Origin of the sequence: Rhodococcus sp. ACPA4, from assembly GCF_002300185.1 — a bacterium.
GTDB classification, from domain to species: Bacteria; Actinomycetota; Actinomycetes; order Mycobacteriales; family Mycobacteriaceae; genus Rhodococcus_F; species Rhodococcus_F globerula.
The window spans coordinates 4597017-4620161 of sequence record NZ_NSDY01000001.1 but is presented as its reverse complement, the minus strand read 5'-3'; the positions used below and the strand labels follow the sequence as shown (position 1 = coordinate 4620161).

Genomic DNA, 23145 nt, shown 5'->3' with positions numbered 1-23145 from the left:
GAGGCACTGATGCCGGGACTGTTCCACGTGAAACCACCGGGCGAGTTGATGACGGTCGGCGGGGACAGCCTGCATGTGCTCGTAGAGGGCGACGGACCTGCCGTCGTCCTCTGCGGCGGACTGGCCGGCAACTGGTTCGACTGGGACGACTGCGCGCGCAACCTCAGTCTCGACCGCACCGTAGTCCGGTTCGATCGGCCCGGCTTCGGACTCAGCGAGCCTTCGGCCCAAATCCCAAGCGTTCGCGGCGAAGCGCAGCGTATCGCCGACGTTCTCGATGCCGTGGGAATCACTGAACCAGCTGTGGCAGTGGGTCATTCGATAGCCGGTTTCTATGCCGAGGGTTTTGCGAGGCTGTTTCCCGAGCGAGCAGCGGGCATCCTGCTCCTCGATTCGAGCGCCGAGAAAAATCCGAAGCGGCTCGTCCCGCGCAACCTCCTGCTCACGGCCTCACACCTGGCCGCTGCAACCGCCAGTACCGCTGGGCTGCAACGACTTCTAGGCACCACCACCCGAAAGATTCTCAACCAATCCGTGCCCCCGACAGGCCCCTCCCACACAATGGCCGAATGGGTTGAGCACATCTACCGCGAACCGCACTACCTCGAAGCCGCCATGATCGAATACGTCGCCTACACCGATATGGCGATGGAGCTCAACAAGTTACGCGAGTCCGAGGACCACCGACTGCCGGACATCGGCATCAGCGTCGTAGCCGCCCACACCGGCCACTCGACCCCGTGGTCGGTGTCCTGGATGGCCAAACAACAGCGGCTCGCAACATACCTGGGCGGGCGCTTCCACGTCCTGCGTCCCGCCCACCATCACGCGATGATCGATCAGCCCGAAAAACTGGCGGAGCTGATCCGATCCGTCACACGTCGGTAAATTCGGCTCCGTTAGGCAAGATCACCGGCTTGATCTCGCGCAAACCTTGCATTCCAGCCAGTGCATCCGTCACTTGATCGAGGCTGTACCGAGTCGACAGCATTCGATCGAAATCAAAGCGATCGCGGGTGTCGTTCATGAATTGCAGTGCCCGCCAGTACTCCGCCTCCGAAGCTGAGAACGAGCCGATCACCTTGATGTGTCCGCGGGTGATGGCTGTTGGTTCGAATTCGACGGTGTGCGGACCGACTTGACCACCAACCAGGAACCGGCCACCACGACGCACCATCGCCAGGCCCTCACCGAACGCGGTACGCGCACCGGAGAACTCCATGACAACCTCGGCACCGACACCGCCGGTCAGATCCTTGACCGCCTGCACCCGAGCCTCTGCAGTGGGGTTCTCTGCCACCGAAACGGTATCCGTTGCGCCCCACTCACGTGCCAATTCGAGACGATCGGCTGGATCGCCGACAACGATGCAGCGAGTTGCGCCGAGGTGCGACGCCACGGCAGTGGCAAACAGCCCAAGTGGACCAGCGCCCTGAATGACTACCGTTTGCCACGATTGCAGTGGACCGAGTTCGTCGAAGGCTTTGATCACCGTACGCAGCGCGCAACTGGCAGCGGACGCCCATTCCGATTTCACCGCGTCGGGAATCTTGATCTTGCGCGACGTCGGGTAGACGTAGCAGTACTCCGCGAATCCGCCGACGAGGTACGGAAACGTCTCGCAGTTCACGCCGTAGTTCTGGCGATTGGCGCAGAGATTGGGCTGGCCGGCGACCGTGCAGTGATAGCAAGTGCCGCAGCGTCCTTGAGTGAACAGAATCCGTTCGCCCAGCTCGATCGGCGCACCGAGGATGTCGGTGATTCCGTCAGACCCCAGTGCGACAACTCGGCCCGCCATCTCGTGTCCGGGAATGATGGGCAGCTCGAGTGGCCGAATGGCCGCCAGGGATCCGTCCCACAGGTGGACGTCGCTGCCGCATACCGTTGCCGCATCGATCTTGACCAGGACGGCGCCTGGTTCGAGTTCGGGAATCGGAATCTCGCGTATTTCCAGCGGCTTCTCGAAGGCCGTGACCACCGCGGCGCGGCTGGTCTTCGGAATATCGAATGATGTTGGCGAGCTGGTCATTTCTGGCGTCTCCCGGTAATCGGATCTCGGTGCCGACCGAGCAGGTTGAGGTCGAAGCAGTCTTTCTCGACCTCAGCGAAGGCCGCACTGACTCGCGGGTCGTGCCCTGGCACCACAATCGTGTCCGGGCGCCGACTCAGTGTGCGCAATTGCTCGTAACTCGAGAACATGTCGTCGAAATTGTGAAACATGTTGAAAGCACGGTCTGTTTCGTATTCCTCGGCGAAGTGCGCCGCATCCGAAGCCAAAACGACCTGACCCGCAGTGCCGGCAATCTCTACGAGCATCTGACCTGGTGTGTGACCACCGACCGGCCAGACTTCGATTCCAGGCAGCACTTCCGTGCGAGTATCGACGAACGTGAAACGATCGTCCTTGGCGAAGTTCTGGATCATCTCCCGCTCTTCGTCCTCCACAACCCAGCAGGTGGGGAACCGCTGGGCAGTCGGGCCGGTGATCCAGTCGTACTCCGACCGCGCGATGGTGAATGTCGCATTGGGGAACAGGCCGATATTTCCCACATGATCGTAGTGCGCGTGGGATACCACGACATGATCGATCGAGGCGGGACTGACACCCATTCGAGAAAGCAACGCAAGCGGGTTGGTTCCCTGAATGCGACCCTTTCGCGCGGCGCGATCGTTGTCGTAGCCGCAGTCCACCAGTACCGTTTTGTCACCGCTGCGAAGCAGCCAGAAGAACCAGTCGACCGACTGCTCGGCATCCGGCTGGCCCGACAGATCGTAACGATAGAAAAACGACGATCGCTCACCCACGCTCTGCGAATACCGCAGGGCATGAACGGAATACGGCATCGAATCAGTCATCTACTTCACCGGCCACTGAATGTGAACCGGCTCCAGGAACTCTCGAATGCCGGCTTCACCGAACTCACGGCCGATACCGCTGTCCTTCCAACCGCCGTTCGGTGCGTCCGGGCGCTTAGCGCCGCCGCCGTTGATGGAAATCTGGCCGACGTCCAACCGTGGAGTGAGTGCCATTGCTTCTTCGAACGGGCCCCACACCGTGGCGTGCAGTCCGAAGTTCGAGTCGTTGGCAATGGCAACGGCCTCGTCGACGGTGTCATAGATTTGAACGCTTGCGACGGGACCGAAGACTTCCTCCTGGTTGATCCTCGCCGAATTATCCAATCCACCAATCAATGTCGGCGCTACCCACCAGCCTTTACCTTGCGGCTCGAGGCCGCGAGCCAGCACCGTACCGCCGTCACGCACCGCAGAATCGATGTACCCGGTAACAGTGCGCCGGTGGCGTTCACTGATGACCGGGCCGACCAGAGTTTCGGGGTCCCACGGGTCACCGACTACAACCGATTCGAAGTACCGGCTACTCGCCTCCAGGAATGCATCGAGTTGTGGCCGATGCAGAAGGATTCGAGTCGGCGACGCACAACCCTGTCCCGCATTGCGCAGATAGCGCGAATGAATAGGAGCGACAACGGATTCGACGTCTGCACTGGGCAGCACGATCGCGGCCGACTTCCCACCGAGTTCGAGCACCACATCTCGCAGCCCCTGCGCAGCAGTCGCCATAACCGCTTTTCCGGCCGGAACAGATCCGGTGAAGCTCACCTTCGCCACCTTCGGGCAGGCGATCAGATGCTGCGCGACATCGACGCCACCGGCCAGCACGCTCACTGCCGAAGCGGGGATACCCGCCTCCTGTGCGTAGCGCCCGAAGTTCAGAATTCCCAGTGGCGCATTGGGAGACGACAGCAGCACGGTCGGGCAGCCGGCAGCGTAGGCCGCGCCCATTTTGATCGCAGCGAACAGCAACGGATAGTTGTACGCCGCAATGCCTGCTACAACGCCGACCGGTCGGTAAATCACGCTGGACTCGCTTGCCGGCGGACCCTCGTCCCGGCCCAGATGCTCGGTCCGATCGGTGAGCGCCCCCTTGGCCAACCACCGCAGCGCCCGCACCGGAGTATCCACGTGGAGACCTTTGGCAGTAGATACCGGAGTTCCGACTTCGTTGACCGACACCGCAAGAATTTCTTCCGCATGGGCTTCGAAGACATCAGCCAAACGGTCGAGCGCTGCCGAACGCTCTGCAGCGTCGCCCATCTCGCCTCGTTCCAGGCCTGCCTGGGCGATGGCTACAGCCCGCTCGACCTGTTCCAAGCTCGCTTCGGCCACCTCGGCGAGAACTTCTTCGGTCGCCGGGTTGTACACCGGGAAAACTGTCCCGGCACCGCGCTCGCGACTCCCCCCAATCCACAGGTCGAGCTCTTGCTGCGCCGGCATCGACCTTGGATATACGGACGTTGTCATGTGCGTTACTCCTTCTGTCCGAAAATACATCTGTTACCGAATATTTGTCGCCACGGTCAGGCGGAGGTACTTGCAGTGTGTTCGACGCCGGTAGTTTGTGCAATGACCGCACGTTCGGCCATGAGGTACGGACGCGTCACTCGCCACAGAATGTAGGTGAGCACACCCGAGACCAAGAACAGCAGCGAAGCTCCGACGTACATAGCCTCCGCACTGACCTGCGTGATCACATAACCCGCAATGAGCGGTGCCGCAATCGAACCGATCCGACTGAAACCGTACATGTATCCAAGACCCTTGCCTCGCAACAGGACTGGATACAGCTGAGGTGCAGCGGATACATACGACGTCATCGCCGCAAAGGCTGCGAAACCGAGCACCGCAGCGGCGATCATCGCCACCGTACCCTGCATCGTCATCGCGAAGACAAACTGAGCAGCGATCGCGATCGCCAGAAAGATCCATCCGAGATGTGTGGCAAGCAGGCGAATTCCGATGATACCAAACGTAATTGCGCCGATCATGGCACCGAAGCTGATGATCGTACCGACGGTGGTACCGACGTCCGCGTCACCACTCTTGTTGGTGACAAGCTGCGGAGTCCAGGTTGCAACGAAGTAATACCCGGCCGTCAAGATCGCGTAGCCGAACCAGAGCAACAACGAACGCGTCCGGTATTCCTTCGACAACAACGTCAATTTCTCGTCGCTGACCGGCTTTTCCGGATCGAGGGGAGGAAGCGCGTTCACGTCAACTCCGGTCAGCCGGATCGACGTAGCGATCCTGGCGATCTTGGCGCGTGCTTCCGGCGTTCCCTGAGCAACGAGGAAGGACAACGACTCCGGCATCAGGCAGACGATGAACAGCAAGATCGCTGCAGTCAGTGCGGCACCCATCCAGAAGAAGACCTGCCACGCTCCGTCGAAGGCCTTCACCATCGACAGGCCGATGATGCCACCGAAAATCGTGCCGATCGAGAAGCCGATGGTCACCAGACCCGCGGCAAGATTGCGCTTGGCAAGTGGGACATACTCCTGGGCCACCACAATGCTCAACGAAGCCAGGACACCCACCGCTACTCCGGTGAAGAATCGCGTCGCGAACATCACCTCGGCGTTGGGTGCAAGGGCCGTCGCAACCATAGCCAGCAAGTTGAGCGCCACTCCTCCGATCAAGAGCTTGCGACGCCCCAGCCGGTCGGCAAGAGGTGCGACCACAATGGCACCTACCGCCATACCGACCAGCCCGATGCTGATCAGCCAGCCTTTCACTGCCGTCGACGCAAAATCCGATGGGAGGTGCGGGAGAGCAAACCCGATGACAGACAGGTCGTAACCGTCGGCCATATTGCAGAGCAGTGCCCCGAAAACCACGAGATATTGACGCGGACTCATTCGAGACTGAGCAACCGCTGAGGTGACGTCCATTCTCAACCCTTCTGGCGGGCCAGATCACCGAATTTGTCCGGTCTGTATCTGGACACTGGAATTCCGAGTGGAATGAATATATTCTCTATTGGAACTTAGGCTGTGTCAAGGGTCACCGAGCGGCCAGTTTCATTTCAAGCGCATTCCACCCAATTTGTAAGTGTCACAACAAAATCGATTCACCCTTGGGAATATGTCGGCTGCGCGAGGTCGACACAATCGTCGTCGACAACTGTAAACCTTCGCATCACAGCGGGGTCGTGACCGGGAACGACCACGGTGTGGGGGCGCGCAGCCATCTCGCGAAGGATGTCATAAGACCGATACACGTCGACCAGATCGTGACAAGTACCGAAGGGACGGTCCAGATCAGCTTCCTCGTAATAATGCAGTGCGTCCGATGCCAACACGATCTGCCCTGCACGTGTCGTCACTTCCGTGATCAACTGGCCGGGTGTGTGGCCGGGTAGACGAGTAAGACGGAGGCCCGGAAAGAGCTCGTGCGAGTCTTCGACCAGGTGCAGCCGTCCTTCGGTGGCGAGTTGCTGGACGAGGCGAATCTCCTCGCTCTCCACTGGCCACGATATTGTCGGTCGATCCGCATAAGGCCCGGTCCAGTACTCGAGTTCGGCTCGAGCAATGCTGAAAGTTGCATTCGGGAAGAGCGCGATGTTGCCGATGTGGTCGTAATGCATATGCGTAAGGACTACGTGGTCGACGTCCTCCGGCTTCACACCCATGCGAGCCAGGAGTTCGATTGGACTGGTCTCCTGGTGCCGGCTGCGAGCGCGACCACGTTCTTTGTCGTAGCCACAATCAACCAGAACGGTGTGTTCGTCGTTGCGAACCAACCAGAAGTAGTAGTCGAGATCGATCAGAGTGTCCGGATCGCCATACACCTCGAAGCAATGGAAGGCCTTGCTCCTCGGCCACGAGGACAGCGTGGCGTACCGGAGGGCAAAGGTTTCGTACGTCGCATTCACTGTATTCGTCCTCGTTCCGTGAAAGATTTTCAATAACTTACGGTTTCGCTACCTCGTCAGGCTTCCGCGCTGGGGTATCGCGCCAACCCGTCCGTCAGGTGCGAGAAAGTAGCCGTCGTCGAACAGAGCAATTCCGTTGCACAGCAATGACCAACCCTGCTCAGCATGATGCGACACGAACTGGGCACTACAGGAACGGTAGGAGTTGACTCCGGGACACGTGGGGGTGTGGGTACACATCATGAGCCTCCGCTCTAGTTGAATCGCTTCAGCCGTTAAGGACGAAGAGACGCTCTTCCGTCATTTCACGAATGGCGAATTTCGGCCCTTCCCTGCCGATTCCGCTGTCTTTCACTCCGCCGTACGGCATCTGGTCGGCGCGCCAGCGAGAGGTCCCGTTCACGATTACTCCGCCGGTCCGTATGTTTCGAAAAGCCGAGAGGGCAAGGTCCAGGGAGTTGGTGAATATGCCGGCCTGCAGTCCATACGGGCTGTTGCTGATCGCCTCGAAGATGGGTTCGATGTCGTCGAACATGTGTATCGACATTGCCGGTCCGAAGATCTCGTCCGTGACGATATCCATCGATGCGTCGACGCCGGTCAAGACTGTCGCTTCCATCTGAGCTCCGTTTCGGCTTCCACCACAAAGTAACTCGGCTCCGCGATCTACCGCACGCTCGACCATTCCCATGACGCGGATCGCCGCATCCGAGTCGATGAGCGTGCCGACCTCGGTACTGCCTGACTGCGGATCCCCGAAGCGGATGGTTTTCACCTCGTTCACAAGCGCGTCGAGGAACTCGTCGTAGATTCGCCGGTGCACGTACACGTTCTGGACCGAGACGCAGCTCTGCCCGGCCAGCAGTAATCCGTTCCGCGCGCACGCAATCGCCGCAGCTGAGACGTCGGCGTCATGATTGACGAAAGTGGCTCCCACGCCGCCTAATTCGAGTGCAACGCGCTTCATACCCACATTGTCTCGGATGATCTTGCCCACCGGAATGGACCCGGTGAAGCTCACAAAATCTACGCGCGGGTCGGAAACCAGTCCGGGAGCAACAGCGTCGCCGTAAAGAACACCCACAGCCCCTTCGGGCACTCCGGCGTCGATTATCGCTTCGACGAACTTATGCGCGGAGAGTGGAGCTTTCGGCGACGGTTTCACGATGACGCTGTTGCCGGCGGCCAGAGCCGGCCCAACCTTGTGCGCAGCCAGATTCACCGGTGCATTGAACGGAGTGATGGCGGCAACGACTCCCACCGGAAACCGCATGACCATCGCGATCTTCCCGGCCCCGACGGCGGAGGAATCCATCGGCACATGTTCACCTTCGATGCGCACCGCTTCCTCAGCGCACAGGCGAATTGTGTCTGCCGACCGTTTCACTTCCGTCACAGCATCATTGATCGCCTTCCCGGTCTCGAGGGACATGATTGCCCCGATCTCACCGGCTCGCTGAGTGACATTGTCGGCGATCCGACGCAGCATGGAGGCGCGCTCGAATCCCGGCATGTTCGCCATGACCTTGCTCGCCTTGCGTGCGGCAGCCAGCGCATCGTGCAGGTCGCGATCGGTCGAGACATGCATGTGGCCCACCAGATTGCCGCGATAGGGGTCGAGGACTTCCTGCGTGCTCGCGCCGTCCCGCCACGAGCCTCCCACCAGGGTCTTGGCGTTGACCGCTTCCATGTAGACAACTCGACTTTCCATCAGTTGACATCTCCGTTCGCACTTTAACTATATATTATAGAAAGTATCAGTGCGACGTCGATCACTTTGCAACGCCAGTTAGAGGAGTATCTCAGAATGCGGATGACAGCAGCGGTCTTGCATGAGCATGGCCTATCTATGCCCTACGCCGAAAGTAAGCCCTTCAGTATCGAGGAGGTCGACCTGGAAGGCCCCGGCGACGGAGAAGTACTGGTCGAGGTTCACTCGGCCGGACTGTGCCACTCGGACTTGTCTGTCGTGGGCGGCCTGCGCAAACGCGCTTTGCCGGTCGTCGGCGGCCATGAGGGTGCAGGTATCGTCCGCGAGATCGGCGCGGGCGTAACGCACCTGCAACCAGGCGACCACGTGGTCATGACCGTCGCGGGAGGATGCGGGCGATGCGGATACTGCATCAACGGACGTCCTGCCCTGTGCGACAACGTCGGAGCAAGTCGCGCACAGGGATTTCTACCGAACGGCGCCCGGCGGCTCAGCCTGCGCGGAAAGCCGGTTTTCCACTACAGCGGAGTCTCGTGTTACGCCCAGTACTCCGTGACAGTCCAGAACTCTCTGGTCAAGATCGACCCCACGATCCCGCTGAGTGTGGCTGCCGTCTTCGGGTGCGCAGTAGTCACCGGCGCGGGTGCCGTATTCAATGCCGCTGCAGTGCGTCCTGGCGACACTGTCGCCGTCGTCGGCCTCGGCGGAGTCGGACTGGTCGCTGTAATGGCCGCCCGTATCGCCGGAGCCTCGCGCATTATCGGAATCGATTTGATGGACAGCAAATTTCAGCTCGCGCGCGAGGTCGGATGCACACACACGCTGTCCGCATCAGATCCCGACCTGGTGGCGAAGATTCGCGAAATTTCAGGTGGTGGAGTCGATTACGCCTTTGAGATCTCAGGAAGCAAAGCTGCGGTCGAACCGGCCATAGCAATCACCCGCAAGGGCGGGGAAATCATTTGTGTCGGCGCCGGAAGAACCGGTGAGCTGTATCAATTCCCGCACCTGCAACTCGTTTCCGAAGAGAAGGTGCTCCGCGGCTCCCTCCTGGGTAGTGGAATCGGCGAGCGCGACATACCCCGCTACCTCGGCCTCTACCAGGACGGACAGTTGCCGGTGGAAAAACTTCAATCCGGCACAGTCACTTTCGCCGAACTCAACGGTGCCTTCGACCAGTTGCACGACGGTGGCGCCATTCGCCAGATGCTCTCACCGCACGCGTAGATTCGAAATATGTTGTGAGCCTTGAACGATTCCATCGCAGACTTGCTCGACTACCCTTGCCAGCATGTGATCTACAGTATATTCTTTATCGCGCGTGAGGGACCTCACAGCACCGGACGCCGTTCAGAGTGCATCTGCCCTGAAAATTCATCTACGGCATCCCGATCCTCAGTCGAGAAGGGAACGACTATGTTCCAATTCCACGGTTTTACGACAACACCTCGGTGTATTTCGCGAGGTGTTGAATGAGCAGCGTCGCGGAGGACGTCACGCCCGGATCATCCACCGACGCCCTTACCGCCGAGCAGAATGCTTCCGCCCCCAACCTGGTGCTGCGCGGTGACACGGTATTGAAGGTGATCGACTGGGTGCTCGAAACGCTGGCAATCACCGCCCTCATCGCGCTCATGTTGCTGACCTGCGCGAACGCGATGATGCGGTATGTATTCAGTAGCCCGATCCCCGGCAGCATGAACATCACACTGCTGTACATCATGCCGGCACTGGTCTTTCTCGCGTTGCCGAGAGTTCAGGCGGTAAACGCTCACATTGCAGCAACTCTGGTTGTGGATCGTCTCGGCGAGCGCAGCCAGCGCATCTGCAGGGTGGCAGTCACCGTCATCATGGTGCTGATCATGGGTGTCATGCTCCAAGGAGCTCTCCATGAGCTCGCCGGAGCCTGGGGCACAACTTTGGGTGGGTATCCTGCACTGCCACTTGGACCTTCGTGGTTGTTCGTCCCTATCGGACTTGCCGGAGCCATCGTGCGCGGCATCTGGCAGATCGCCACAGTTTCATTTCAGCGCCAACAGGAAGGATCGATGATCCTGGGCGAACAGAGGAGCGTCAACGATGTTTGAGCTACTGATCCCTATCGCCCTCCTCATAGCCTTACTGGCCATCGGCACGCCGGTCGGCTTTGCCATGGCCGGCGCGGGGATTGTGGGAATCTGGGCAATCGACGGATTTGCCACCCCTGCAGCCCTTCTCGCCACCGGACCACACGGCGCAACGCAGGGGTTCAGCCTCACAGCACTGCCCATGTTCATCCTGATGGCGGAGTTCTTGGGCGCCAGTACCATCGTCGGCCGGATGTTCGAGGCCGCGCGAGCGTGGGTCGGCCGTCTGCCGGGCGGTCTCGCGATCGCCACTGTTGGAGCAGGCGCTGGATTGGGAACCATCTCCGGTTCCAGTGTTGCCTCCACAGCGAGCCTTTCGCGAATCTGCATTCCCGAAATGCGCAAGAGCGGCTACGACGACCGACTCTCGATGTCATCCGTTGCGTCAGCAGGAACGCTGGCTGTGATGATCCCCCCGAGTGTTCCACTGCTCATGTACGGCATCACCACCGAAACGTCTATCGTCGATCTCTTCACCGCCGGAATCCTCCCCGGAATTATCCTGGCAGTCCTGTTTGCACTCACCATCGTGGTGTGGCAGAAGATGCGTCCCGGAATCGCTCCTCTCGCAAGCCCTTCCAGTTGGCGCGAGCGTTTTGCAACGCTCCAGCACACTGGCCCGGCACTACTGCTGGTACTGATCGTCCTCGGCGGAATGTATTCCGGAATCGTCACCGCAACGGAAGCCGGGGCGGTCGGCGCACTGGGTGCCCTGATCGTGGCCTACATCTTCGGAAACCTGCGGTGGAGCGGAATGCTCATGGCAATGCGACGCACGGTGGAAGTCACCGCGGCCGTCTTCATCATCGTCATCGGTGCAAAACTGTTCACGCAGTTCCTGACACTGACCGGAATCACCCAGGACCTGACCCGTGCAATCGGAGAATCCGCCATCCCGTCGTTGCTGGTCATCGTGTTGATCTTTGCAATCTACGCGGTGCTCGGTTGCTTCATGGACGGCATCGGAATGATGCTGCTGACTCTGCCGGTCTTCTTCCCACTGGTGGTCGGGCTCGGTTACGACCCCATCTGGTTCGGCATCATGGTTGCCCTCGTTATCGAACTCGGCCTGATCACACCGCCCATCGGATTGAACGTCTACATCGCGTCCGGAACATCCGGCGGCAACCTCGGTCTCGCGTTCAAGGGCGTAACCAGGTTCTACGTCGCGGCCGTTATCACAGCAGCCCTGATGGTCGCATTCCCCGAAATCGTCACCTATCTTCCGTCGTTGCGCGGATGAAACCCGGGCTGACTCCGTCACCCATACGAGAGGAATCACATTCCGTGAACTCCCTGAGGTCCAGATCCCGCACACATCGGCGCGGTGTCGGTGCACTCGCCGTCCTTCTGACGTCGCTGCTTCTGCTGACCGGTTGCAGCTTCCAATCGAGGCAAGTGGCCAACGACGCCGACGGAACCATCACCATCCGATTCGCGCACCAGTTCTCCTCTCGCCACGTCATCACCAAGAACGCGCTGGAGGTGTGGATGACGGAGGTCGAGAAGCGGACAAACGGCAAAGTGAAGTTCGAGTACTTCCCCGCCGGACAGTTCATCGAAGCCAACGATATTTTTCCCGCAATCCGCTCAGGCGTCATCGACGTCGGCTACTTCGTCCCGGCCAACGCAGCGGGTGCCGAACTCCCCTTGAGCGATGTGGCAGCCGTGCCAGGCTTCGGGGCCGACGACACCCTCGAAGCGATGGAGGACGCCTACTGGGAACTCCTGTCCGGGATTCTCGGCGAAAAGGATTACTTACCGAAGGACGTGCGTCCGGTCATGGGGATCCTGGCCGGAAAGTACCAAGTACTCTCCGCGGGTGAACCGTTGCGCAATCCCGAAGACTGGAAGGGACTCTCGGTGCGCAGTGCCGGCGGTGTCTCGGACTTCGCGATCACGAACATGGGAGCATCGTCGGTCCACATGAATTCCGGCGAGGTGTACGAGGCCCTCCAACGTGGGACGATCGACGCCGGCATCAACACCTTGGAGGCTATGCCGTCCTACGCCCTCAACGAAGTTGCCCGATCAGCATCGACCAACGCCCCTTTCGGAGCCGGCCCGACTGTTCTGGTTATTCGTGAAGAGCTGTGGAAGGAGTTGCCGGCAGACGTTCAACAGGCCATGAACGAAGCCAGGGATGTCGCCACAGCGAACCTCACAGCGGTATACGCAAAGGAGAACGCCGCAGCACTGGAGAAGCTCTCCTCGGAAGTCGACTTCTACGAGCTGACGCCCGAGGAACTCGCCCAGATGGAGCCGAGAATGCTCGAAGCTCAGCGACAATGGGTCGCTCAGCGGGAAAGACCCGGAAAGCCGGCACAAGAGGTGCTGGACGCGTGGCAGCAGGCTCTCGAGCGGAGTCGAGTCTCCGACTGACACACGAAAGTCGGTTCCTGTCCCTATCGGGCAGGAACCGACTTTTTGCGTTGTGAGCCGGATTCCAAACGCTATCTATTGTATATTTTAGTGATGAATCAAGGTCCTCGAGCTTCCCGTCCCAGCACTGGAGCCGCCAGGTTCTGGTTCACGCTCGCGGGCGTGTTCGCTCTGATCACACTGCTGCTCGTCGCGATTGGGGCACCGTCTCCCTACTTGTTTGCGGGAGTCGTCGCCGGTGCGATCTGCACCCTGAGCCTGTCGTCGCCGCAGAAGATGCCGAGTCAGGGCAGAGGACTTGCGCTGGGTGTCATCGGAGTGCAGGCCGGATCCATGATCGATTCCTCGGTAGTCGACGGCGTTCTGAAATACCCGGCGATCACGATGGGCGGCGCCGTTGCAACGCTGGCAATCACGATGGGTTGTGGTCAGCTACTTCGACTTTCACCCCATATCAACGGTTCGACTGCCACCTTTGCGTCCATCGCCGGAGGTGCATCCGGTCTGACCGCAATGGCGCGGGAGATGAAGGCCGACGAGGCGCTTGTCGTTTCCGTTCAATACCTTCGTGTTCTTGTCGTCGTTCTGTCGATACCACTGATCGCCCCCTTCATGGGCGGCGCGAGCGACGGAACAAACGAGGCGGCACACGACATCGGCTGGTCAGGTGTGTGGTTCACTCTCGCCGCCTTAGCCCTGGGGTTAGCCGCCGCACGCGTATTGACCTTCACAGCGTCGAAACTGCTTCTACCGATGTTGGCGGCCGCCGCATTTGCCGTGACAGATCTGTTCCCGTCACATGAGGTGCCAGTTCCGATCACCGCTCTCGGTTTTGCTGCCATCGGCCTGATGGTCGGACTGGATCTCACCCGGACAGTGCTACGCAGGATCACGAAGGTCTTACCTCTCGCGCTGATTTCCTTGGCGTTGAGCATCATTGGCTGCGCGCTGGTCGGAGTTCTATTGGCGCGTACGACTGGCCTCAGCGCATTCAGCGGTTATCTGGCAACAACGCCCGGAGGGCTTCCGGCAGTTGCAGCCTTTGCATCGGAGTCCGGAACCGACATCGGCGTGATCATGACAGCTCAGGTTCTGCGACTGTTCATGGCGCTGGGCATCGGAGCCGTCATGGCCGTTTTCATCAAACGTCAAGGTGACGAAAGCCAGGATGCGGTCGTAAAACCGCAGTAGCGCAGCCGAATTCGAGAATGTTTCAGAACGACGCTTGACTTCACTTCGATATAATATATTGTAGATCACGTAAACACTCAGTGAGGAGCGGATCAATGACTGAAACCATCACCGCAGACGTCAGCTCGGAATACGGGACGATGTCTGAAGAAGCGGTTGCACGCCTGCGCAGCCGAATGGGCAAGGTCATGCCCATCGAGAAGCCGTACATCCGGTACATCAACGAGGACAGCATCACGCACTTCGCGCGGGCCGTCGGCGACCAGAACCCCCTCTACGTGGACTCCGAGTACGCGAAGGAAGGCCCGCACGGCGAGCTCATCGCTCCTCCCGGAATCTTCTACGGTGTCGCTTGGGGCAGTTGGGATTTGCGCCGCGGACAGGGCCTGCCCGGTGTTCACGGCCTGCACTCCGGAGACCACTGGCAGTTCTTCCAGCCGGTCCGCGAAGGCGACGTTCTTCACGCCACCAAGGAACTGGTCAAGTGCGATTTCAAGGAAGGCCGCATGGCCAGCCGCATGCTGGTTCAGGCCGATGAGATCCGCTTCTACAACCAGCGTGACGAGCTCGTAGCCATCCAGCTCATGCCCATCTTCCGCATGGAACGCGGCGAGTCCAAGAGCACAGGCAAGAACGCCGAACTCGAGATCGCCAAGTACACACCTGAGCAGATCGCCGAGCTCGACTGGGCACTCGACAACGAGAAGCCCCGCGGCGGCGAGAGCCGCTTCTGGGAAGACGTCAACATCGGCGACGCCATCGATCCTGTCGTCAAGGGACCGCTGACGGTTCCGGACATGGTTGCGTGGCTGCAGGGCATCGGCTCGCCGCACGTCCGCGCCGGCAAGTACTGGCTCGACTACCGTCGCCAGTCTCCGAAGGTTGCGGTCACGGACCCCAAGAGCGGCATCCCGCAGGCGATCGAGCGCGTTCACTGGGACGACTTCATGGCTGCCGAGATCGGTATGCCGGCGCCGTACGACTACGGTTCGCAGCGCGGTGGCTACGCAACGTACTGGGCAAGCCTCTACCCCGGTGACGACGGATGGGTTGCAGACCTCGACTTCCAGTACCGCGGCATGGTCTTCCTCGGCGACGTCTACCACATCAAGGGCGAGATCGTCGACAAGTGGCGCGGCGCCAAGACCGGAACCGGTTACGTCAAGGGCAAGTTCACGTCCGTGAACCAGCGCGGCCTCGACGTCATGCCCGGCACCGTGATCTTCGCACTGCCCAGCAAGGAAACGGGAGCACTCTCCTTCCCGATCAACGTCGAAGAAGACGGCCGGGCCTGATCCCAGCCGGCGGTGCCCGTCACGCTCTCGAGATGTGATGGGCGCCGCCCGAGCTTTTCGTAGTTCCGGACTTTCGACAGTCGCATTCCCACAACAACTTTCGTACGGAATCGAGGACAATCACCATGACAACCGCTTCGCGGCCTTTGGCCGGCATCCGAGTCTTGGACTTCACCCACGCTGCCGCAGGCCCTTTCGCTACCGTCATGCTGGCCGACCTCGGCGCCGACGTCATCAAGGTGGAAAAGCCTGGGCGCGGCGATGGTTCACGCCACATGGGTAAGCCGATGCTCGGCCCGCTCGAGAGCGACTACTACGTTGCCCTCAATCGCAACAAACGCGGCATCGCTCTCGACCTCGGCACCGCCGAGGGCCGCGACGTCGCACTCCAGCTGGCCGAAAAATCCGATATCGTCGTACAAAATTTCCGCCCGGGTGTGATGGATCGGCTCGGACTCGGATTCGAGGCAATCAGCAAGCACCGCCCCGGAATTGTGTACTGCTCCCTGTCCGCATTCGGCTCCGAAGGACCGCTGAGCGACCGCCCTGCCAATGACATCATCATGCAGGCCGTGTCCGGGCTCATGGGAATCACCGGCGAGGTCGGCGGCGGCCCGGTCCGCGTCGGCGCACCCATCAGCGACTTCAGCACAGGACTCTTCGGGACAGTAGGCATCTTGAGTGCACTCCACGTTCGCGAGCAGCATCCCGAAGGCCAGCACATCGAAGTAGCGATGCTCGACGCCAGTATCGCGCTGATGTCCAACTACATTCCGGGCATTGTGGCACTCGGTGAAACCGTGCCGCGTTGTGGCCGCACCCACGCACAAATTGTGCCCTACCAGGCCTTCGAATGCTCCGACGGCGCGTACGTCATGGTGGGCGCGTTCACCCAAGGCTTCTGGCGACGCCTGTGCGACGCCATCGGCCACTCCGAATGGCCGGACGACGAGCGTTTCGTCACGAATGCCGACCGACTCCGCAACCGCGCCGTCATCGTGCCGATGCTGGAAGAGATCTTCCGCGGGCACACCCGCGAAGAGTGGTTGAACATCTTGAACAAGGCCGACGTTCCGGCCAGCCCGGTGCTCGATCTGCACGAAGCCGTGGTGAGCGAGCAAGCTCAGTTCAACCAGGTTATCCAAGATGTGGGAACCGAAGAAAACCCTTGCCCCACAGTGCGGTTCCCAGTTCGATCCTCGTCATGGCCACTGGCGGAGTCCGAAACTCCCCCGCGCATCGGAGAACACTCGGCTGACATCCTGGCGGAAATTCTCGGCAAGGACAGCCAGGAGATCGAACGGCTCTTGGAGGTCGGCGCCGTCGGCGTCGCGGACCCGGCACCCGCCACTGTGTGAATCAAGCACTGCGTAAATCATGATCGAACAACTGAGGAGTATGTCGTGACAGCTCTCGAAGGTGTCAAGGTGATCTGTCTGGGCCAGTTCTACATGGCTCCGTACGCCACCATGCTGATGGCTCGTTTCGGCGCCGACGTCATCAAGATCGAATCCCCCGACGGCGACCCGTACCGGCGACTGCCGACGGTCGACGCGGAGGGCATGTCGGTCCAGTTCCAGTTCATGAACGCGGGCAAGCGGACCATCAGTATCGACCTGAAAGATCCTCAGGGACAAGAAGTTTTCCGCGAACTTGTTCGGAACGCCGACGTCCTCGTGCAGAATCTCTCACCGGGCGCCATGGATCGCTTCGGTTTGGGTTACGACGAACTGAGCGCGGTGAACCCGCGCTTGATCATGGCGTCGGGAACCGGCTTCGGCTCATTCGGTCCGTACGCAGGAGAACCGGCGATGGACCTGACTATCCAAGCTCGCAGCGCTGTCATGAGCACGACCGGCGTGGAAGATGGTCCACCCACACGCACGGGTCCGTCGGTAGTCGACCTGATGGCTGGTACCCATCTCGTGGCTGGTGTCATGACCGCCCTCTACCAGCGCACCAACACCGGCCGTGGCCAACATGTCGAAGTCTCGCTCCAAGACGCGATTATCCCGTCACTCACCTCGAACATCGCCGGCATGCTCAACAGCGGGGGCAGCATCCCCGAACGGACCGGCAACCGCCACGGTGGGATGGCAGTCGCCCCGTACAACGCCTTCAAAACGAAGGACGGGTGGATAACCCTGCTCTGTCCCACACAAGCGCATTGGCAACGTCTGTGCGAACTCATGGAAGATCCGGAGACGGACGATCCGCGCTTTGCCGATATGGGTGGCCGCTGCACGAACATGGACGCGGTCGATGCAATCGTGGAACGCTGGACACAGGACAAACTGAAAGCGGATCTTGCGGAACTGTTGAAAACAAGGAAGATTCCGTGCGCACCGGTAATTTCGCTGCCAGAACTTATGGAGGATCCTCACATTCGTGAGAGGGGAATCCTGCGCGAGATCACCGACGACGCCGGCACCTGGATGACCCTGGGAAGCCCGATTCTTCTCTCCGATTCTCCGATGGTTGTGCCTGCTCGTGCCGGCGGGCTGGGCGAGCACACAATGTCGATTCTGGTCGACGAAATCGGCATGACCACCGAAGAGGTTGCCAAACTCCAAGATTCGGGTGTCCTGTGACATCGACCCAGCCAGCACGGGCGCAGAAGGTAGGCGTCAATGCCACAGCCTTCACCTCGGGGATCTGGGGCACTGCACTCCCCTTCCCAAGTCCGTTGGCCTACTCGTTCGGATATCTCGTAGCAGTCGACCGCGGTGTAATCGCCGTTGATCTGGGATGGAACTCGGACGAGTCCTGGGATGCCTTCCAGTTCGGGCTCACGCGTTCCGGATCGAGCCTCGACAACCTGGTCGGTGTTGTTGTCTCCCACGTACATCCGGATCACTACGGGCTTGCCGCCCGAGTTCGCGAGAACACCGGAGCCTGGATCGCCATGCATCCGGCCGAGATCCCCCACATCGTCACGGACGCACAGCAGAGCCGACAACGCGTCGACGACATGTCCGCATGGCTCGTCGAATGTGGTGTGCCAGCAGAAGTTCTCGAGGAAATCAACGCGGAAGAGGCACTACTGCAATCGAGTTTTGCGACCGTGATGCCTGATGTACTCCTCGACGACGGTGACACGGTTCCCGATTCCGGCGGGTCGCTGGTCGCCTGGCACACACCCGGCCATACGCCCGGACACCTCTGCTTCCGGGACGAACAGCGCAATGTCGTCTTCACCGGTGACCACGTCCTGCCCCGAGTGACGCCGAACGTCTCACGTCGACCCGGGTACGGCGACGACCCGCTGACCAACTACGCGGCTTCTCTCGAGAAAATGGGCATGGCCGGCAAGGACGCGCTTGTCCTGCCCGGACACGAGTGGGCCTTCGATTCTCTGCATACTCGGCTCGAATTCCTGAAGGAACATCAGGACGACCGCTCACGAGAGGTCGAGTCCGTTGTTGCAACCGGCGGCGAGCAGACCGTATGGGAAGTGACAAAATCGCTGAGATGGTCACGCCCCTTCGAGAATCTCGCATCGCGGGGCCGACGCCAAGCTATCGGGGAGACGCACGCACATCTCCACCTGCTCCGAAATCAGGGCAAGCTCACCGCCTCGGACGGCACCCCCGAGCGTTGGTCGACGGGGGGAATTGAAAAAGTCAGGTCTGGATCGACCAAGGGCCGGACGGCGTGACGCCGTCCGGCCCTATACGTTGATGCGAACCCGACGTTGTCCTGAGTTCGAAATATCTACCGTACTACCGATTTTCGCGCTCGCTTGGCCGGCGCCTTCTTCTCGGGTGCTCCAGCCTGGCGCGCTTCCCAATCCCGGATGACGTCGACTCGGAATTTGCGATGATCCTCCATCGCGGCCAGCATCGCGTCCACGTCCCCGGTCTCGAAGATCTCCACTTGGCGAACGTGGTCCTTGTGACTTTGAGTGCTTGCGATCAAGTCCGAGGCAACGTAGGGCCGCGATATATCCCACAAGTTGTTGAGCAGATTCAGCAGGATCGGCGACTCGGCTCGCTTGAACGCGACAAAGTGAAATTTCCGGTTGAGTTCCAGGTAATCGAGGCGGTCAGCAGCATCGGTCTTGGTGCTCTCATCCGCAAGAATCTCGCGCATTTCCGCAAGATCACCATCGGTGATCTTGGGCATCGCAAGACGTAGCGCTTCAGTCTCGAGCACAGTCCGCCAATGATAGATATCGGCTAGTTCCTCAGAAGTCAGGTTGCGTGTGAAGAAGCCCTTGGCCTGCCGGTGTTCGATGTACCCCTTCGCAGCGAGCGAACTGAGTGCCTCACGCACCGGGATATGGGAGACTTCGTACTCCTTGGCCAGTACAGACGGAGAGAGCCTGGAACCGGATTGATAGTCACCCTGCGCAATTGACCGCTCGATCCGCCGCTCGATGAAAGATACGAGCGTTTCCGGACGGCCATCTTTTGTTGTCATTGCGCTACGTCTCCTTCTCGACCGAAGGTGAAGTGTGCATTCACCGACGCCACGCCGCTTACTTCCGCCTCCAAAGTAATATTCTATACTATCTTCCGGAACGTTCGCGTCGAAATCCCGGCGCGAGCCGTGGCCGGCAAATCACTCGCATCGACCCGCATTCTTACGAGGTTCGACGTTCTATCGTAAAATACTATATTATAGAGAGTACATTCATCCGATGAGGAGTCCACATGTCTGACATCGAGTTCACCGTCGAAGACGGCGTCGGCAAGATCCTGCTGAACCGTCCCCACCGCAAGAACGCGTTCACCTTCGAAATGCTCAAGGAATGGGCAGCTTTCATCACCGACGCGCAGTACAACGACGCCATCCGAGTCGTGACGGTAACCGGTGCCGGCGGCGCATTCTGTGCCGGTGTCGACCTGGGTGATTTTGCCGACGATCGCTCAACGCCGTACTCCGACAAGGCAATGCTGACCGATCGAGTCCACATCGTGGCGCGAGCAGTGGAAAACTTCGACAAGCCTTACATCGCAGGCGTTTCCGGAGTCGCGGTTGGCGCTGGGATGGACATGAGCCTGATGGCGGACATCCGCGTTGCAGCATCAAGCGCCCGCATGTCCGAAGGCTACATTCGCGTCGGACTCCTGCCAGGCGACGGCGGTTGCCACTACCTGCCCCGCATCGTCGGCAAGGCCAAAGCTTTGGAATTGCTGTGGACCGGCGAGTTCATCGATGCCACAACAGCACTCGAACTAGGCCTCGTGAACCACGTCTACGACGACGCAGAGTTCGAAACCAAGCTCAACGAATTTGCACTTCGGCTTGCGGCCGCACCCCCACTTGCAATGCGCATGATCAAGCGCGCAACGGTGCACGGTGAGACCATGCCACTTGCCGCATCACTCGACATGATCTCGTCCCACCAGGCCATTATCCAGTCCACCAACGACTCGATCGAAGCTATGGCGGCGTTCAAGGAAAAGCGCTCAGGCGTTTACGTCGGGCACTGATCCGGCCGTCGGCAACCGATACGCCAGAGGCATGAGAATGATATTCTCATTTTCATGGTCCTCGCGAACGGCTCGTCGCCACAGGTGCTTGCAAGCATGAAAACCTTCACCTCCGACTTCGGGCTGGCCTCGTTCCAGCCGACGCCGGAGCGCTCGCTGATGCGCGCCGATCTCACCGACAAACTGCGGTCACACGGGGGCCAGGCTTCCCTGGGGGTCCTGGTCACCGTGGCGGATTATGTGACCTCCGACCCGGCATTAGTGGCCTGTCGGCCCGATTGGACTGCAACCCAAGATCTCTCACTTCATTCAGCCGGCCCGCTCACCGAGGGACCGATCGTTGTCGACAGTAACCTCGTGCGCATCGGCAAGAAGACGATCATCGTCTCCGCCGATGTCTACGACGGCCACGGCCTTACCGACCTCCGTGAGTTGGCCGACGCAATCGACTCGGGCAGCGGTCCCACCCTCGCAGCTCGCGGACTCGTCACCTTTGCCCGCATTCCTCGTTCGGCCGCTGGGGACGCGGATTCGTACACCCCGGACCAGTGGATCGGCACACTCAGGGAGCATCCGACCCAAGCGGTCGAGGGAACGATCTACTCCCGATTGGGAATGCGGGTCATCGATGCTTCGGCCGGCGTGCTCGAACTCGAACTCACTCCGTTTGTGGTCAATCAGATCGGCACGATCATGGGCGGCGCGCAGGCCCTGCTCGTAGAGTCGGCGGCCCAGGCCATGCGGCCCGAGCTGGTTGCAACAGATATGCAGATGCACTACCTGTCGCAAGTCCGAACTGGACCAGCGCGGTCCTACGGCACGGTGATCCGCGACGCCGCGGATCACGCAGTACTGAGCATCCAGCTCGTCGACGCCAGTGCTGACGATCGACTGCTCGCATTGGCAACGGTGACTCTCCACAAGCCGCTGCATACGCAGCCCAACCGTCTTACGCAGCCCAACCGTCCAGAATGACGCTGACTGCGTGATTCAGGCGGAGAGCGTCGCCGCCCCAGTCGGGCACTATCGCATCGTCAGCGATCTCACCGCTGAGCAACCGATCCGCGAAACCCACTGACGGCGGCGCCGGTTCCATCACCGAACCGCCACGAAGCCGGAACTCGAATTGTTGCTCTCCAATCGCAGTAATCATGAACTCATCGCGGTGCAACGCTCGATGGCACGTGCCGCACAACATGATCAGGTTGTCGAGATCCGTCTTCCCACCAGCACGCCAGAATCGAACGTGATGAGCGTGTAGGAAGCGCGTGCGTCCGCATCCTGGTGTGCGGCAACACCCGTCGCGGTACATGAGCGCAGTCATCTGCTTTGCACTGGTAATGCGGGTACGCCGACCCAGGCTGAGCATGCACCCCTGCTTGGTGGTTGCGGCCCGCACTCTGGCGTCACACAGCACTTCGTCGGCATCAGCGTCCTCGAGCGCGGGCCCACCGGACACGCGTACAACCTTCTCCTCACGTAGAAACACCACTTCGGCTGAGCGGCTACGCTTACCCGCATCCGTTGCTACCGCGGCGATATCAGCCATCGCGACCAGTGCCGGACCGATGTTGCGCAGTGGGCGCCGCACCGTATTGGCAGCCGGTGGCTCTTCAGGCTCTACGGATTCCCCAGTTTCTTCAGTGGTGCGCGTGCGATCCCGCTCCGCATTTGTCAACGCCGCCAATACCTTTGCACCGTCTTGCGCTGCGAGGCGTCCCCGGAAAACGAAGTCGCCAGTATCCGGATCCCAGTGCCACCGGGTTTCGAACCGGTCCAGTTTCGGCTTGCCCTGATCATCGCTCGTTGCCTTACGTAAGCCGGCAACAAGACGGTCGATCTGGCCGGACGGAGCACTCGTGCCGAGGCGCACCATCTGTTTGTCGTTGAGCGGCGTGGCGACACGAGTCAAAGATCGGACTTTGGAATAGGACAAGCGACCTTCTTCAAACGCAGCACGCATGTTCGGCAGCGTGGTGAGAGCTTTTGCAACCCGGACATATTCGCGCCCGGTATGCTGGCTGAGCCCACACTTCCAGGACAGCCAATGGGCGCACGAATGCAGGCCAGGCCCCGTCCAGCCGCGAGTCTCGTCGAATCGCGCCACCAAAGTCAGAAATCTGGCGGTAGCTGCCGCAATGTGCCCGGCAAGTGCGCAGATTTCGGTACCGAGCCGGTCGGCTGTATCCCTATCTGTTGCCGCAACACTATCCCTGGTCACGCCACTATCCCTGGTCACGCCTCTGTCTGTTTTCGTCATGATGTCCCC

Annotated in this window: 21 protein-coding genes; 12 read left to right on the top strand and 9 right to left on the bottom strand. The window is 60.3% G+C overall.

Annotated features, from left to right (window positions below; all coding sequences use genetic code 11):
- Positions 1-9: 9 nt before the first annotated feature.
- Positions 10-888 carry an alpha/beta fold hydrolase gene (locus tag CJ178_RS21140; RefSeq protein WP_095887585.1) on the top strand — a complete coding sequence of 293 codons (879 nt, stop codon included), beginning with the start codon at positions 10-12 and terminating at the stop codon, positions 886-888.
- Here CJ178_RS21140 and CJ178_RS21135 read toward each other — a convergent pair.
- From CJ178_RS21135 to CJ178_RS21105, 7 genes are all read right to left on the bottom strand, one after another.
- Positions 875-2029 carry a zinc-binding dehydrogenase gene (locus tag CJ178_RS21135; protein WP_095887584.1) on the bottom strand — a complete coding sequence of 385 codons (1155 nt, stop codon included), beginning with the start codon at positions 2027-2029 and terminating at the stop codon, positions 875-877. The two genes, CJ178_RS21140 and CJ178_RS21135, sit on opposite strands and share 14 nt — an antisense overlap.
- Positions 2026-2856 (bottom strand): N-acyl homoserine lactonase family protein, encoded by an 831-nt coding sequence (locus CJ178_RS21130; RefSeq protein ID WP_095887583.1) that lies wholly within the window; start codon positions 2854-2856, stop codon positions 2026-2028. The genes CJ178_RS21135 and CJ178_RS21130 overlap by 4 nt, the downstream gene beginning before the upstream one ends.
- Positions 2857-4323 (bottom strand): aldehyde dehydrogenase family protein, encoded by a 1467-nt coding sequence (locus CJ178_RS21125; protein ID WP_179300793.1) that lies wholly within the window; start codon positions 4321-4323, stop codon positions 2857-2859.
- Between the two features lie 56 nt (positions 4324-4379).
- Entirely contained in the window at positions 4380-5750 is a 1371-nt protein-coding gene (locus CJ178_RS21120) for an MFS transporter (protein WP_095887581.1), read from the bottom strand.
- A 179-nt stretch (positions 5751-5929) separates the two neighbouring features.
- On the bottom strand, positions 5930-6733 hold the full coding sequence (locus tag CJ178_RS21115) for an N-acyl homoserine lactonase family protein (protein ID WP_179300792.1): 804 nt from the start codon (positions 6731-6733) through the stop codon (positions 5930-5932).
- 48 nt (positions 6734-6781) lie between these two features.
- Entirely contained in the window at positions 6782-6973 is a 192-nt protein-coding gene (locus tag CJ178_RS33340) for a DUF5999 family protein (protein WP_095888080.1), read from the bottom strand.
- Positions 6974-7001: 28 nt separating this feature from the next.
- The gene (locus tag CJ178_RS21105) at positions 7002-8444 is read right to left on the bottom strand and encodes an aldehyde dehydrogenase family protein (protein WP_095887579.1); all 1443 of its coding nucleotides are present in this window, start codon (positions 8442-8444) and stop codon (positions 7002-7004) included.
- Positions 8445-8540: 96 nt separating this feature from the next.
- Here CJ178_RS21105 and CJ178_RS21100 point away from each other — a divergent pair, with 96 nt between their 5' ends.
- The 9 genes from CJ178_RS21100 to CJ178_RS21060 all read left to right on the top strand — a co-directional run bounded on the left by CJ178_RS21100 (position 8541) and on the right by CJ178_RS21060 (position 19096).
- Positions 8541-9671 (top strand): zinc-binding dehydrogenase, encoded by a 1131-nt coding sequence (locus CJ178_RS21100; RefSeq protein ID WP_095887578.1) that lies wholly within the window; start codon positions 8541-8543, stop codon positions 9669-9671.
- A gap of 245 nt (positions 9672-9916) precedes the next feature.
- On the top strand, positions 9917-10531 hold the full coding sequence (locus CJ178_RS21095) for a TRAP transporter small permease (RefSeq protein ID WP_095887577.1): 615 nt from the start codon (positions 9917-9919) through the stop codon (positions 10529-10531).
- Positions 10524-11813: a TRAP transporter large permease gene (locus CJ178_RS21090; protein ID WP_095887576.1), complete on the top strand. Its 1290-nt coding sequence runs from the start codon at positions 10524-10526 to the stop codon at positions 11811-11813. Before CJ178_RS21095 ends, CJ178_RS21090 begins: the two co-directional genes overlap by 8 nt.
- Positions 11814-11857: 44 nt before the next feature.
- Positions 11858-12952, top strand: coding sequence for a TRAP transporter substrate-binding protein (locus CJ178_RS21085; protein ID WP_179300791.1), 1095 nt, complete (start codon positions 11858-11860; stop codon positions 12950-12952).
- A 93-nt stretch (positions 12953-13045) separates the two neighbouring features.
- A complete protein-coding gene (locus CJ178_RS21080) occupies positions 13046-14143 on the top strand; it encodes an AbrB family transcriptional regulator (protein ID WP_095887574.1) in 1098 nt (365 codons plus the stop codon).
- Positions 14144-14238: 95 nt separating this feature from the next.
- Positions 14239-15438, top strand: coding sequence for an FAS1-like dehydratase domain-containing protein (locus tag CJ178_RS21075; protein WP_095887573.1), 1200 nt, complete (start codon positions 14239-14241; stop codon positions 15436-15438).
- A gap of 125 nt (positions 15439-15563) precedes the next feature.
- Positions 15564-16796: a CaiB/BaiF CoA transferase family protein gene (locus CJ178_RS21070; RefSeq protein WP_095887572.1), complete on the top strand. Its 1233-nt coding sequence runs from the start codon at positions 15564-15566 to the stop codon at positions 16794-16796.
- 45 nt (positions 16797-16841) lie between these two features.
- Positions 16842-18029, top strand: coding sequence for a CaiB/BaiF CoA transferase family protein (locus CJ178_RS21065; RefSeq protein ID WP_095887571.1), 1188 nt, complete (start codon positions 16842-16844; stop codon positions 18027-18029).
- Positions 18026-19096, top strand: coding sequence for an MBL fold metallo-hydrolase (locus CJ178_RS21060; RefSeq protein WP_095887570.1), 1071 nt, complete (start codon positions 18026-18028; stop codon positions 19094-19096). The genes CJ178_RS21065 and CJ178_RS21060 overlap by 4 nt, the downstream gene beginning before the upstream one ends.
- A gap of 56 nt (positions 19097-19152) precedes the next feature.
- Here the strand turns inward: CJ178_RS21060 and CJ178_RS21055 are convergent, their stop codons facing one another.
- On the bottom strand, positions 19153-19860 hold the full coding sequence (locus CJ178_RS21055) for a GntR family transcriptional regulator (RefSeq protein WP_095887569.1): 708 nt from the start codon (positions 19858-19860) through the stop codon (positions 19153-19155).
- Positions 19861-20093: 233 nt separating this feature from the next.
- Between CJ178_RS21055 and CJ178_RS21050 the strand changes: the two genes are divergently transcribed.
- Together CJ178_RS21050 and CJ178_RS21045 are read left to right on the top strand one after the other, a co-directional pair.
- Entirely contained in the window at positions 20094-20876 is a 783-nt protein-coding gene (locus CJ178_RS21050; protein ID WP_095887568.1) for an enoyl-CoA hydratase/isomerase family protein, read from the top strand.
- A gap of 96 nt (positions 20877-20972) precedes the next feature.
- On the top strand, positions 20973-21851 hold the full coding sequence (locus tag CJ178_RS21045) for a PaaI family thioesterase (protein WP_095888079.1): 879 nt from the start codon (positions 20973-20975) through the stop codon (positions 21849-21851).
- Here CJ178_RS21045 and CJ178_RS21040 read toward each other — a convergent pair.
- Positions 21826-23097 (bottom strand): HNH endonuclease signature motif containing protein, encoded by a 1272-nt coding sequence (locus CJ178_RS21040; protein ID WP_257013291.1) that lies wholly within the window; start codon positions 23095-23097, stop codon positions 21826-21828. The genes CJ178_RS21045 and CJ178_RS21040 overlap by 26 nt on opposite strands.
- Positions 23098-23145 lie beyond the last annotated feature (48 nt).